The organism is Streptomyces sp. NPDC088147, from assembly GCF_044741565.1.
In the GTDB taxonomy this organism is placed as follows: Bacteria; Actinomycetota; Actinomycetes; order Streptomycetales; family Streptomycetaceae; genus Streptomyces.
In genome coordinates this window covers 300,542-314,139 of the sequence record NZ_JBIUSY010000003.1, presented here as the reverse complement: position 1 = coordinate 314,139, position 13,598 = coordinate 300,542, and the positions used below count along the sequence as shown (strand labels likewise).

The following is a 13,598-nucleotide window of genomic DNA, read 5'->3' as shown; positions in this document are numbered from 1 at the left end:
GGTCTCCTGGAACGGGAGGCGGGGCAGATCACCCGGAGGTGCCTGCCCCGCCCATGGAACGGGTCAGATCAGCTGCTCAGCGCGGTGATCGTGAGAGTGGCGCGGTAGCCACCCTTCTCGACGCTGTCCGGGATCTTCAGCGCCAGGTCGGCGCCCAGCTTGGCCGTACCCCGTGCGTGGCCCTGCTCGGCGGAACCGAGGCCGCGCGAGACGGACAGGCCCTTGCCCTGGTCGTCGTAGCCGGAGGCAACCTTCGTGCCTGCCTTCGACCCCGCGCCGTTCACGAGCACGCGCGGCGTCCAGCCGAGGTAGGAGCCGGAGAAGTTCTTGCCGGCGTCCTTGAAGTCACTCACGTTGGCCGCGATGGACCAGGGAGCGAGCGAGCGGCGGCTGTCCGAGACGACGATCGGGTTGATCTTGCCGTTCGCCTCGAAGTGGGTGCCGCTGGTCTCCTTGGCGGTGCCGAGGTCCACCAGGCCGTTGTAGCCGTCGATCGTCCAGCCGAACTCGCCCGGAGCGGCGTTCGGCACGTTGACCTGGAGGTCCTGACCGTCGCCGTGGTACGGGTGCACCGTGACCTTGTCGACGAGCGAGCCGACCGGCTGGCCCTCAGCGGTGTTGTTGCACCAGTTGCCCTTCTCGACCGCGGCGTTCGGAGCGGCACAGGTGCCGCTGCGGACGTTCTCCACGACGAGCTTGTCGTTGCGCACCTGGACCTTGACGTAGGTGCGGACGTGCTCCTGGTTCTGGACCGAGTTGTACCAGTAGCTGTCCGGGTTCAGCGGGTCCGCACCGTTGCCGGCGCCGCTCGTGCCGCTGTTGTCCGGCTTGGTGATGTCGTAGTACTTCGAGCCCGAGGCGGAGTTCCCCGTCACGTAGAGGACGCCGCCGGGACCGGCGTACACGTCGGAGGCGCCGGGCTGCTCGGCCGGGTTCGCCTTCTCGCCGTTCTTGATCAGGTAGCTGCGGGAGTAGCTGTGGTCGTGGCCCTGGAGCACCAGGTCGACACCGAGCTTGGAGAAGGTGGTCGGGAAGTCGACGCGGCGGGTCTTGTTGTCGGAGTCCTGGGCGTGGTCGGCCGGAGAGTAGATCGCGTGGTGGTAGGTGAGCACCTTCCACTTGGCCTCGGCGCCGTGCTTGTTGATGACGTCGGTGACGTAGGCGAGGTGCGCCGCGTCGCCGCCGCCACCCTGGGAGGTGGCGTAGCTGTTGCTGTTGAGGTCGATGAACAGCACATCCTTGTAGATGTACCAGTAGTCACCGCCGGACGTGTTGGACGCCGGGTTCCCGTTGGAGTAGTACGGGGCCGAGCGGTCCGTGTTCGGGGTGGAGAAGTGCTGCTCGTAGGCCTTGCCGCCGACGTCGTGGTTGCCGATGGTGGCGGCCCACGGGTACTGGCGCAGCTTGTCGGGTGCCAGGAACGAGTTCCACTGGGACTCGTTGTTGGCGGTCTCGACCTGGTCGCCGCCCGACACGAGGAGTTCGGCGTTCGGGTTGGCCGCGAGCGAGACGTCCACGGTGTCCTGCCAGCCGGCCTGGTCCTTCGCCAGATCGCCGGACGAGCCGATCTGCGGGTCGCCGTAGAACAGGAAGTCGTACTCGCCCTCGAAGTCCTGCGTCTTGAAGGAGTACGCCGAGGACCAGTTGCCCTCGGTGCCGACGCGGTACGAGTACTGCGTGTGCTCCTTCAGGCCGGTGATCGTGGCGTGCCGGTTGAAGCCGCCGCTGGTGGCGATGTTCGCCCCGCCGATGGCGTCGAAGGTGGCGGCGCCGGCCGGGAACTCGCCGTTGGCGACCTCCGCGGTCGGGGCGACCTGGAGCTTCTGCGCGGTGTCGGCCGAGGAGTACCAGGTCACCGTGCGCTGGGTCTCGTTGGCGCCCACACCGAGGATGACACCGGTGAGCGTGGCGGGCTCGGCGGCGCCGGCGGGGGACGTCATGCCGCCGCCGAAGGCCACGGCCAGGCCCAGGAATGCAGCCGCGGCCCCTGTGGCCACGCGGCGTCGCGCAGGCCCGGAAGCCTGCGCGGAAGGTCTGAGTATCATTATTTTACGTTCCTTTTACCCACATTGGTGGATGTGTTCGGAATCCATAAGTTCCCGGCCGTTGGTGAACCGGATGCGAATGCGACCCTCGTCTAGGTTGAACATTGGACTTTCTCGGGGCGGGCGCCGGTCTCACACCCCGAACAGCCGTTGCGTGAACCACACCAGTCCCATGGCGCAGACACCCGCGGAGATCGCGCCGGTCGCCCAGAGCCCGGCCGTCGGCGCGCGGCGCCGCAGTACGGTCAGCAACGGGAAGACGAGGGCGATGATCGCCAACTGCACAGCCTCGATACCGATGTTGAACACCAGGAGGGACCACAGCAGGGTCCAGGAGAACGCCTCGTCGATTCCCAGCGCGCCCGCGAAGCCCAGGCCGTGCACGAGACCGAAGCAGAACACCACCACGAGCCGCGTCCAGCCCGCACGGTCCAGGCCGAAGTGACCGCGCCCCGCCGTCCCGTCGAGGCCGGGGCCGAGGGTGAGACCGGTGGCGTGGTCGCCGCCCCGCCGGATCTGCCAGAGGTACCAGCCGGCCACCACGGCGATCGACAGCGCGATGACGGGCTCCACGACACTCGACGGCACGGCGACCAGACCAAGGGCGGCGAGCATGAACGTCACCGAGTGCGCCAGGGTGAAACTGGTGGCCGCGAGGACGATTTCGCGCAGACGCCGTGACCCGGCGATGAGCGCCAGCAGGAACAGGATGTGGTCGATCCCGCCCAGCAGATGCTCGGCGCCCAGGCGGAAGAACTCCCAGAACCGCTCGTACCAGGACTGCGCCGTCGAGAACGACGGATGCGCGGCGTCGAGCGCGGCGCTGCCGGAGCGGCCGTCCAGCTCGTAGGTGACGATCGTCTTGGTGCCGGTGACGTAGGTCTCGGCGTCGGGGAACAGGCCGCTGCGCACCTCGTGGTTGCCGCCCCCCTCGGGACAGGACCAGTCGAGCAGCAGATCGGCGTACGGCACGCCCTCCCGCCGGCCCATCGTGAAGTCGCCGACCCGGGCCGGCGCACAGGCCGCGCCGTCCGAGGTGACCGAAAAGCGCCGGGTGACATACGCGACGGCCGACGCGGCGTGGGCGTTGAGCGCCGCGGCCTGCGCGGCGGTGTCGCCGTTCTCGAACGCGGCGTTTCCCGTTCGGAAGAGAGGATCGTTGTCCTCGGAGTCGGCGGCGGATACGACGAAGAGGTCGTACTCAAGCCCAAGTTTCGTCCGTATATGCCCTTCTTCGCCCGAGGTGACGTCGGCGTAGACGGTCGAGGTGAATCCGTGGGCCTGCGCCGACGGACCGACGCTCAGGAGAGCGATCACCGCGGCGGTGACCCCGACGAGGGCGCGGCGGAGGTGTCGTGACATGTGGCTGGCTCCTTCAGGTTGCCCGTGCACGGTGCATGGCATGGGTGAACACTTTCCGGCCACATGACGAAGAGCGGAAAAACAAGTGCGAAGACGACACCCGAGAAGGAACGAGGCAGAAACCGGGATAGGAGGATGTAGGCGCACTATCCACCACCACTCGGAGGAAGATCGCCTTGCGCTCCCCGCTTCGGGCCGTCGCCACGCTGGCCGCGGCCGCCGCGCTGGTCACCGGATGCAGCTCCGGCGACGACTGGTCACGGCCGCACCCTGAGCCCAGTCCCGTCGGCACTCTCGGCCGGGGGTTCGTCGACCCCTCCGCCTCGCTCGCTCCGGAGGCGACCGCGACGCCGCGGCCCGGCTCCTGGACCGGGGTCCACCCCTCCGAGGACTACCGCGTGGTGCTGCTCACCACAGGTGACGACCGACCGACCAAGGCCCTCGTGACGGCGGTCGAGGGCTGGGCCGAGGAAGAGGGCGTCGACCTCAGAACGGTGGTCGCCGACACCCCCCACGACTACATACCCAGCATCAGCAAGGCCATGGAGATGCGCCCCGACCTCATCGTCAGCGCGGGCAACGACCTCATCGACCCCCTCGCGATGGTCACCCCCAACCACCTGTCACAGCCGTTCCTCGTCGTGGGGGCGGAGCTGGCCGAGCCCACCGACAACGTCACGGCGGTCGACTGGTCCGGCGCGTCGTTCCGCGGCGAAGGGCTCGGCGCGTCCTCGGCGTACGACCCCGACTCGTTCACCGCCGAGCGCTGCGCCGCCGCCATCAGGGCAGGCGTCGCGGCCGTGCTCAACGACCTGACGGGGATCGTGATCTGGCTCGACAAGGTCTGAGGGCTGTCCCGTAATCCCCGGCGGGCGCGCGCCCTCGGCTGTCGCGGAACCTCTGCCTTTGTCGCCGGCCCCCTGCGGATTCGTCCGTGATCGGTAACAGAGGGATCTTGTCCGGGCGTTCGTGTGTCTTGATGGGCGCACGGCATCGGCGGGAACAGTGAAGGGGTGGGCGGACATGGCACAGCACAAGGGAAAGGGATGGCACGGCCGGCTCCTCGCGGCGGCGCTCGGGGTGACAACGTTGGCGGCTGCCGCCTCGGTGTGGACCGCGCAGGCCGACCCCGCCGGAGGGCGGCAGCCGCAGGCGCGTGTCTCGGCGCCGCACGACGGGCACGAGGGCGGGACAGTGGCGAAGGTTGCGGCGGACATCGCGCACGCCTCGGACCGCGGTGCCCAGGGCGTCAACATCACCATCGACGACGGGCCGGACCCGGTCTGGACGCCGCAGGTGCTGCGACTGCTGAAGGACAGCGATACGAAGGCCACGTTCTGCATGGTGGGCACACAGGCCGAGGCGTACCCGGACCTGGTCAAGGACGTCGTGGCGGCCGGCCACCGGCTGTGCAACCACACCGTCTCGCACGACACCACCATGGACACCAAGTCCGAGGCCTACCAGTCCCAGCAGATCCTGGACGCCGAACGCATGATCACCAAGGCGTCCGGCGGTGTCCGGCCGCAGTACTACCGGGCCCCGGGCGGTGCTTTCACCCCGTACAGCCGGCAGCTCGCCGCGTCCCGGGGGATGCGTCCGCTGGGCTGGAACGTCGACTCCAAGGACTTCGAGCGTCCCGGCGTGGACACCATGGTCGCCACCGTCAAGAACGAGATCGCCGACGGGCCGACCGTCCTCTTCCACGACGCGGGAGGGGACCGCTCCCAGACGGTGGCCGCTCTGCGCGAGGTGCTGCCCTGGCTGAGGCAGCAGGGGTACTCCTTCGGCTTCCCCGTACGGTGAGTGGGACTCACCTCCACCGACTTCCAATTCCACTTCCACTTCCGGACCCGGACCCGGACCTCGGCACCGGGCGGAACCGGTAACAGCCGAAGAAGCGAGCGCACCGGGCGCGTTCCGGCGTCCCGGCGGCTCGCGCGGTCCTGGACGTACCCCCTGAGCTGGGTTGTTTCGATCCAACGTCGTTTTTTGGAACCGATGTTGCTGAGACAGAACCCGGACATGCACGGGATCATTTCAGGATCGGACCGGCCCTAGTGTCGTCGGTGTCAGCAGGAAACACCGCTACCGACAGCCGTTGGAGATCACGATGCGCTCGCGTCTCACCGCCCGTTCCGCCCGCCTCTTCCTGGCCGCCGCGGCCGTGACGGCCCTCGCCGCCACCACGACCGCCTGTGGCCCCGAGGACAACGGCGCCGCGGCCACCGCGACCTCCTCCTCCACCGAGTCCGCCGACAACGGTGGCAGCGCCACCACGGACGGCTCCGGCGCCGGCGACTCCGGCTCCGGTTCCGACTCCGGCTCCGGCGACGCGAAGAACTCCGGCTCCAGCGGTTCGTCCGACAAGACCGGCTCCGGCGACGGCGGGAAGAGCGGCTACGGGCAGTCCTGCGGCACCAACGACCTGGACTTCACGGTCACCACGAAGTCCCAGGCAGGCGGCTACTACCTCGTCACCGCCAAGGCCAAGTCGGGCATCACCTGCTACCTGGACGTGAACACCCCGAGCGTGTCCTTCGGTTCCGACGCCGACGGTGTCGCCTCCCCCGTCGGGCAGGGTGGCGAAGACCCCATCAAGCTCACCGGCTCCACCGCCGCCTACACCGGTATCAGCCCCAAGACCACCAACAGCGACTCCGGCGTCGAGTTCGAGAACGTCATCATCGGCCTCACCGAAGAAGACCCCAACCCCGCCGAACTCAAGCTCCCCGAGCCCGCCACCGTCGACAAGCCCATCGTCACCGGCTGGGCCACCAACCCCGCCAACTCCGTGCCGGTCATCGTCTGACCCGCCCACGGCGGGCACCGCCCCACTCCAGTTCACACGGCCACCGACGCCGCCGCCGTCATCAGCCCTGGAGGCTCGTCGTCGTCCAGCGGTCAGAGGCTGGAGAGCAGGCCGTCGAGCGGGGCGGGAACGTGGTCGGGGCCGAGGGCCTCGACGAGTACGCGGCCGTAGTGGATCTTGCGCCCCTTCTTCGTTCCGAAGAAGCGCCTGAACTGCTGCTGTGGGGCGCGGCCCTGCTGCGCGGGCTGGCGCAGGAAGGTTTGCAGGGCACGAAGGTCGCCTTCCGCCCGGACGAGCTCCTCCACCCGCGTCACGCCCAGCACGCGGATGAGCTCGTCCTCCAGATCCGCCGCGCAGACGAAGAAGCACTGCTGTGCCGCACCGGCCCGCTCGAAGGCGCGTGCGTAGAAGGGACGCTCCCCCTCGTCGCACAGTCCCGTGAGGCGGAGGCCCAGGCCGGGTGAGCCGAGGAGTCGGGCGTAGCGCCCGATGCTCATCGCACCGCCGATCGGCAGGACGCAGACCCCCTCGGCCGCCAGGTCCCGGCCGCGGCTCTCCGCGAGCGCGTTCACGGCCGCGACGTCGCTCGGCCCTTCGAGCAGAACGGCCACCCGGACGGGCAGCCGCGCGGCCAGTTCGTGCGCGGGGCCGCCGGGGCCACCCGCCGCCCACGCGGTGACCGCGTCCCGGAACGCCCCCATGTCAGCCATGAGACGAGTCTCGGCCCGTTCCGGCCGCAGCGCGAGGGAATTTCCGCGGGCGCGTCGATCGGCGGCGTGCGGTCGGGCCCGGTTCGGGCGTGCTGAGCGGGCGAGATGTGTGGGCGAGATGTGTGGGGCGCGAGGGCGCCTCATGTCCCCGGATGGTTCAGGGCGCGCACGAACCTTTCCGTGTGGAGCGGGCCGGTTTCCGTGTGGAGCGGGCCGGAGTGAACTCCGCCGAGCCCGCCATTGATGTGTGACCGTGGATGATCCGCACCGCTCCGGCGGTACGGATCATCCCGATCAGGCCAGGCCGGTCAGTTGACGGTCAGAACCGCCGTGTTGTTCGTACGGTCCGGGTCGAAGGCGAAGGGGCGCTCGCCGTACGGGGGGTGAAGGCTCACGGCCCCGGTCGCGCCGGGCACCACGGTGTCGACGCGCACGGAGAAAGCGAACGTGCGCTCGCTGTCCTCCAGTACCCAGTACTCCAGGTCGCAGTCGTAGCGCGGGGCGCCCGTCTGCTTCGGGTAGTAGCCGCCGTCGAGGGTGCGCGGGTAGCAGTCGGACGGTACGCCGGTGACCTTGGCGCCCTCGGGCACGACCAGCCGGACCTGGGCGACCGGGTCGCCGGAGCCGAGATTGCCCAGCCAGGCCGGGCCGTTGTTCTTGAACGTGATCTCGGCCGTGGCCGTCTCGCCCGCCGCGCCGGAGATGGCGTCACCGGTCACGGAGAAGTCCGCGGTGTTCTCCGCGCCGATCTGGAGGGCCACGTAGTCGTTGTCGGAGTCGATGTCCTGGACGCCGTCGCTCGGCTCGACGCCGATGTCGAGCCGCTCGTTCAGCGCGTGCGGGGCGAGCCGCACCGCCAGCGGCTCGGGCAGCTGGAAGGAGTCACCCGGCGCCAGCACCTGGTCGAACGTGCAGACCGCGCGGGTCGACGGTACGTACTCGCCGCCCTCCGCGGTGTAGGTGCAGGCGTCGTAGCGGGTCAGATCCGTCAGGCCGTACGAGGCGTACAGCTTGACGGTGACCCCGTTCGCGCTCTCGTTGCCGTTGTTGGTGACCTTGAACGGGACCGTCCGCTCGTCGCCGGGCCGGCCGACCTCGATGTCGGCGATGGGGTCGATGGCGAGGTCGGGCCCGGCGCCGACGGTGAGTGTCGTGTCGAAGCTCTCGCGCGGCGCGGTGAGCGTGCCGTCGGGCCCGCCCGTGGCCGTCGCCTCGTAGGTGATCCTGGCCTGCGCGCCGATCTCGGCACCGTCGGCCGCGCGCACCGTCAGCGGCACCTGGTCCTTGTAGTCGCTCCCGGTCCCGGGCACCACGGGGATGTCGCACACCGCGCTCGTGCCGCTCGGCGTGCAGTTGTCGGGCCAGGTCACCTCGGCGACCCCGGCGAGGTCGGAGACGTCGACCGTGAGCCTGCCATCGGTCACCGTGAAGTTCTCGTTGTCGTGGTTGAGGCCGACGCCAAGGGTGCGGGACTGCGGCTGACCGCCGTCGGTGCTGAGCGGCAGCGTCTGCTCGTACGGCGCGTTGATCCACAACTGGTCGGTCTGCGGCGGGTCGTCGTCGGCGAACGCGGGTGCGGCGAGGCCGACGGTCAGCAGACCGGCCGCCATCAGCACGGCGGCGCCGGATCTGAGACGTACCGGGCGTCCAGCAGAGAACTGTCTCATTGCTCCCCCAAGGGTGTGCGGTAAACACGACTGACGCACCGGCAGCTCCGGCGCACCGGACGGATCATCACACGGCAGGAGATCCCGCCGCGCCCCGGTTTCCGGCCCTGTTGGAGAACGCCCGGCTGCCGACGGTTGGGTGCGTCGGGCAGGCCTGCCGGCTCTCGCTGCCATGGCTGATCCGCGGGAGTACCGGCCGGGGGCGCCCGGGAATCGGAGGGAGCCACGCTCACGGCCTCCGGAGAAACGGGCAATCCTGGACGTACGCGCGCATCGAACCCGCTGAAGTGATCACGAGTGCATAACGGGTCTGGTCCATAATTGAAGGGCCGTTCATCGCGCCGTCGCCAACCGGATCCCCGCGCGCCAGCGGCGGCCAGCAACGTGGCCGCCGTGAGAGTCGTAGTCGTCGGAGCCGACGCCGTGGGAACGATGCGCGCCTGGCGGGCAGTTGAGCGGGGGCGCGAAGCCGTGGGACGGCATCGGCGACACCCTCGACGGCCGCGTCGACGCCTGGAAGTCGGCCGCGGGGCACGCTCACCGGCGGCTGATCCAGCACCTTTCATCGATCACGAGAAGATAACAGGTCTCGTCCAAAAGTGATGCACCCTCACCCCTTTGGAGATCACATGCCCACTGGAACCCCCGGCGGAATCCCCCGACGCGCCGTACTCGCCGGCACCGCCGCACTCGCCGCCACCGCCGGACCCCTGCTCGCCGCCCCCGCCGCGCGCGCCGCCGCACCCGTCCTGCCCAACGGCACCAGCCTCGACAAGGTCCTCGTGATCGGGATGGACGGACTGCGTCACGACCGGATCACCGCGGCCAAGGCCCCCCACCTCAAGTCCCTGATGGCGAACGGCACGTACGGCACCTCCCTGCTCTACGCCAACCCGATGGCCGCCACCTCCTCGGGTCCCGGCTGGTCGACCATCTCGACCGGGGTCTGGCCCGACAAACACGGCGTGAAGGACAACACCTTCACCGGCAAGGACTATGGCACGTACCCCGGCTTCCTGGCGCGCCTGGCCCAGGTGCGCCCCCAGCTCTCCACGTACGCCGCCGTCGACTGGAAGCCCCTGCACACCCAGGGCACGGTCACGCCGGGCGCCGACGCCACCCTCGTCCTCGACGGCGACGCCGACGGCTACACGGGCCACGACGCCACCATCGCGACCGAGACCGAGGCGGTCCTGCGCCACCAGAACCCCGACGTCCTCTTCGTCTACTTCGGCAACACCGATATCGTCGGCCACAACTCCGGTGCGGCCAGCGCGAGTTATCTCCACGCCATCGATGTCCAGGACGGCTATGTCGGCCGGCTGCTCGCCGCCGTGAAAGCCCGCCCGACGTACGCCTCCGAGCGCTGGACCGTCATCGTCACCACCGACCACGGCCACACGGACGCGGGTGGCCACGGCGGCAGCGCCATCGAGGAACGGCGCACCTTCGTCCTCGCCCAGGGGCCCGGGATCGCCGCCGGCGCGCGCCCGGTCGACACCCGCCTCGTGGACGTCGCCGCGACCGTGTTCAAACAGCTCGGCATCGTCCCCGACCCCGCGTGGGGTCTCGACGGCAAGCCCGTCCAGGAACGGTCCGGCGATCCCTTCGACACCCTGCACCCCTCCCTCTCCGAACGGGTCGACGAGACGGGTATCCCGGCCGGAGTCATCGGCTTCACCCACACCGCGCCCAGCGGCTGGTCCGTCATCAACACGGCGATGGGCACCGGCGGCGTGACCGAGTGGCGTGGCTGGTCCTTCGCCACGGACGAGTTCTGGAGCCGGTCCCAGCGTGACCAGTCCCGCGAGCTGAACGTGCGCTCGCGCGGCGTCTTCGCGGTCGCCGACTCCGACGAGTGGGCGGACAAGGCGTCGTCGGGCACGTACGACTCCACGCTCGTCACCCCGGCGTACGCGGTCGGCGGCAAAGCGACCGCCCGGCTCGACTTCACCACCTTCTACCGGCAGGAGGGCAGTCAGAGCGCCCAGATCCTCGCCTCCTGGAACGGCGGCACCCCCGTCGCCGTCAGGTCGTACACCACGGATGTCCTCTCACAACCCCAGTCCCTGACCCTGACGGTGCCGCCCGGCGCGAGCAACGTCAGCTTCCGCTTCCGCTACACGGGCAGCAACAACTGGTACTGGGTGATCGACGGCGTACGCGTCACGGCACTCTGACCGGCCGGGCGCCGGAGCGCGCGGGCAGGGGCGGGCGACACCCTCGCGGGTCGCCCGCCCCTGTTCTCGTTCCGCGGGCAGGCCGGGCGGGCCGGGCGGACTACGGCGAGCGGTCCGCCCTCCGCTCAACTGCCGCCTGCCACACGGCGCGAGGCCCCGCGAGGGCGATTGACACCGGAGCACCCGTTCCGCATCATTGAGCTATTCAACTAGCAGAGTGTCGGTGATGTGGATGCAGTACCGGATAGAGAGACGCCGAGGGGTCGCGGCCTACCAGCAGATCATCGAGCAGACCAAGAGGGCGCTGCGAACAGGTGCGTTGAAGGTCGGGGACCGGCTGCCCACCGCCCGGGAGGCGGCCATCGCCTGTGCGGTGAACCCGAATACGACGCTCAAGGCGTACCGGGAGCTGGAGCGTGAAGGGATCGTGGAGCTGCGCCAGGGGCTCGGCACCTTCATCACACGCGCTCCCGAGCGGCACATGGCGGAAGCCGGATCGCCTCTCCACGCGGAGCTGTCCGCCTGGACGGAGCGGGCGCTGCTGGCGGGCCTGAGCCACGACGACGTACGCGAACTGGTCGAACTGACGCTGGAGGAGCACGAGGTCGCGGGGGCGGCCCGCATCCAGCGCGGTACAGAAGAACGGCACACGGAAGCACGACACACGGAAGCACGACACGCGGAAGCACAACACACGCAAGCACAAAACACGCAAGCACAACACTCGGAAGAACGACAGACGGAAGAACGAAAGGGCGACCACAGGTGAGCAGGGGCATACGGGGCGAGCCTGCCCACGACGCGCAGACCGCACTGGAAGTGCGGGGTCTGGGGCGCCGGTACGGCAGGCGTTGGGTGCTGCGCGACGCGACCTTCCGGCTTCCCGCCGGCCGGGTGTGCGGACTCGTCGGGCCGAACGGGGCGGGCAAGACCACGATGCTGGAGATCGTGGCGGGGTTGCGGCAGGCCACGGCCGGGGAGGCAAGGGTGTTCGGCGAACCCGCCGGAGGAGCATCGGCGCGCCGGCGCATCGCGTTCCTCCCGCAGGAGAAGCCGCTGTTCCCGCGCTTCACCGTGGCCGAGACTCTGCGGCTCGGCCGGGAGCTGAACCCGGAGTGGGACCAGCGGCTCGCCGAGGATTTCCTGCGCTCGGGGTCCGTGCCGCTCGACGCCAAGGTGGGCCGGCTCTCCGGAGGCCAGCGCACCCGGGTCGCCCTCTCGGTGGCCCTCGGGAAACGGCCCAGTCTGATTCTGCTGGACGAGCCGCTGGCCGATCTGGATCCGCTCGTACGTCAGCAGACGGTGGCCGCCCTTCTGGGGGAGGTGGCGGAAAGGGGGATCACCGTGCTGATGTCCAGCCACCTGGTGGCCGAACTCGACACCCTGTGCGACTACGTGCTGCTGGTGTCCGCGGGCGGCTTGCGGCTGGCCGGAGACGTGGACGAGATCATCAGTGTCCACCGGCTGCTGTCCGCGCCGCATGACCGGGTGACGACGGGGCCGGGCGGACTGCCCGCGGGGCTGGATCGGCACACGGTCGTCGAGACCCACAGCGACAAACAGCACACCAAAGCACTGATCCGCCCCAGTGGCCCCGTCAGCGACGTATGGGAGACCTGCGCGCCGACCCTGGAAGAGGTGGTGCTCGCCTATCTGCGGCAGGGCGAGTCCACGCCGTTGATCAGCCCGAACTCCCATGTCCCGGGCACTGGTTCCGAGGTGGCGGCATGAGCGGCATGAGTACGACGACGCAGCCCCTCCCGCGGGCCGGCGGGGACCCGGGCGGCAGTGGACAGCAGCGGGGCGCGGGCCGTCGGTTCGGGCTGAGCGGCATGCCATGGCTGGTGTGGCGCCAGCACCGAGTGACGCTCCTGATGATGCTTGCCGTCGCGGCGGCCATGACGGCGGTCCTGATGTGGTTGAGCGGGAGCGTCAACGACGCGCTGGCCGCCGTGAATGCCGGCGATCCCTCACCCGGCGAGAGCGAGACGATCAACAGCGCGTACAAGCGTCTCGATCTCCTCGGCCTGGCCCTGGCGTGTCTGCCGGTGCTGATCGGGGTGTTCGTGGGCGCTCCGCTGTTCGCGGGAGACCTGGAGAGCGGCACCGCCAAGTTCGTCGGGTTGCAGTCCCGGAGCAGGGGAAGCTGGGTGGCGGCGAAACTGGGCCTCGCCGCCGCGTTCTCGGTCGCGGCGGCGCTCGCCACCGGACTCGCCATGCGGAGCCTGTGGTCACCGCTGGCGGAGTACCGCGCCATCGACGCCGACTTCACCAGTGCCGCGGGCTTCGACACCACCGGACCGGTGGCGGTGGCGCTGGCTCTGCTCGGACTGCTGGTCGGTGCCGCGGCCGGGCTGCTGCTGCGGCGCACACTGCCCGCGATGGTGGCCACCTTCGGTGTGCTGCTGGTGGTGAAGACGGCATGGTCGTTCCTGCGGATGTCGTTCGCGAGCACGGTGACGAAGACCACCGGCGGAGGGCGGTTCGCCCAGGAGGACTCGCCGGTGATTCCCCGAAGCGCCCTGGAGGTCGACATCTCCTACCTTGGCGCCGACGGCTCGCTCCACGGCTGGGGAACGTGTGCACAGGAGGGTGACAACGCGGCCTGCCTGCGCGAGCAGGGAATCGTCGGCTGGTCGGTGGAGTATCTGCCATACTCCCAGATCGGTGCCATGCAATGGGCCGCGACCGGCGCACTGTGCGTCCTGCTCGCGCTGACCGCCGCCGTCACGGTGTACGCGGCCCGGCGCATCCTGCGCTGAGGCGCGCCCGCCAGGGGGACAACGACTCACCGCAGAGTCAACTCACCCCTACCTGGCGGA

At 69.8% G+C, this 13,598-nt stretch carries 11 protein-coding genes; 7 read left to right on the top strand and 4 right to left on the bottom strand.

Features of this window, described 5'->3' with window-relative positions; all coding sequences use genetic code 11:
* Positions 1 to 68 precede the first annotated feature (68 nt).
* Both ACIOGX_RS12235 and ACIOGX_RS12230 read right to left on the bottom strand, forming a co-directional pair.
* Entirely contained in the window at positions 69 to 2,045 is a 1,977-nt protein-coding gene (locus tag ACIOGX_RS12235) for a metallophosphoesterase family protein (RefSeq protein WP_356517641.1), read from the bottom strand.
* A gap of 132 nt (positions 2,046 to 2,177) precedes the next feature.
* Positions 2,178 to 3,407: a HupE/UreJ family protein gene (locus ACIOGX_RS12230; RefSeq protein WP_401912458.1), complete on the bottom strand. Its 1,230-nt coding sequence runs from the start codon at positions 3,405 to 3,407 to the stop codon at positions 2,178 to 2,180.
* A gap of 176 nt (positions 3,408 to 3,583) precedes the next feature.
* Between ACIOGX_RS12230 and ACIOGX_RS12225 the strand changes: the two genes are divergently transcribed.
* From ACIOGX_RS12225 to ACIOGX_RS12215, 3 genes are all read left to right on the top strand, one after another.
* A complete protein-coding gene (locus ACIOGX_RS12225) occupies positions 3,584 to 4,255 on the top strand; it encodes a hypothetical protein (RefSeq protein ID WP_401912455.1) in 672 nt (223 codons plus the stop codon).
* Positions 4,256 to 4,430: 175 nt separating this feature from the next.
* Complete coding sequence (locus ACIOGX_RS12220) at positions 4,431 to 5,213, top strand: polysaccharide deacetylase family protein (RefSeq protein WP_401912452.1); 783 nt, start codon at positions 4,431 to 4,433, stop codon at positions 5,211 to 5,213.
* A gap of 307 nt (positions 5,214 to 5,520) precedes the next feature.
* Positions 5,521 to 6,219 (top strand): hypothetical protein, encoded by a 699-nt coding sequence (locus tag ACIOGX_RS12215; RefSeq protein ID WP_401912450.1) that lies wholly within the window; start codon positions 5,521 to 5,523, stop codon positions 6,217 to 6,219.
* 92 nt (positions 6,220 to 6,311) lie between these two features.
* On the opposite strand, the gene ACIOGX_RS12210 is transcribed toward ACIOGX_RS12215, so the two are convergent.
* Positions 6,312 to 6,929 (bottom strand): TOPRIM nucleotidyl transferase/hydrolase domain-containing protein, encoded by a 618-nt coding sequence (locus ACIOGX_RS12210; protein ID WP_401912447.1) that lies wholly within the window; start codon positions 6,927 to 6,929, stop codon positions 6,312 to 6,314.
* Positions 6,930 to 7,237: 308 nt separating this feature from the next.
* The gene (locus ACIOGX_RS12205; protein ID WP_401764011.1) at positions 7,238 to 8,596 is read right to left on the bottom strand and encodes a hypothetical protein; all 1,359 of its coding nucleotides are present in this window, start codon (positions 8,594 to 8,596) and stop codon (positions 7,238 to 7,240) included.
* Between the two features lie 629 nt (positions 8,597 to 9,225).
* Between ACIOGX_RS12205 and ACIOGX_RS12200 the strand changes: the two genes are divergently transcribed.
* From ACIOGX_RS12200 to ACIOGX_RS12185, 4 genes are all read left to right on the top strand, one after another.
* Positions 9,226 to 10,776, top strand: a complete 1,551-nt coding sequence (locus tag ACIOGX_RS12200; RefSeq protein WP_356517625.1) for an alkaline phosphatase family protein — start codon at positions 9,226 to 9,228, stop codon at positions 10,774 to 10,776.
* A 226-nt stretch (positions 10,777 to 11,002) separates the two neighbouring features.
* Positions 11,003 to 11,545: a GntR family transcriptional regulator gene (locus ACIOGX_RS12195; protein ID WP_401913379.1), complete on the top strand. Its 543-nt coding sequence runs from the start codon at positions 11,003 to 11,005 to the stop codon at positions 11,543 to 11,545.
* On the top strand, positions 11,542 to 12,507 hold the full coding sequence (locus ACIOGX_RS12190) for an ABC transporter ATP-binding protein (protein WP_384773038.1): 966 nt from the start codon (positions 11,542 to 11,544) through the stop codon (positions 12,505 to 12,507). Before ACIOGX_RS12195 ends, ACIOGX_RS12190 begins: the two co-directional genes overlap by 4 nt.
* On the top strand, positions 12,504 to 13,538 hold the full coding sequence (locus ACIOGX_RS12185; RefSeq protein WP_401912443.1) for an ABC transporter permease: 1,035 nt from the start codon (positions 12,504 to 12,506) through the stop codon (positions 13,536 to 13,538). Before ACIOGX_RS12190 ends, ACIOGX_RS12185 begins: the two co-directional genes overlap by 4 nt.
* Positions 13,539 to 13,598 lie beyond the last annotated feature (60 nt).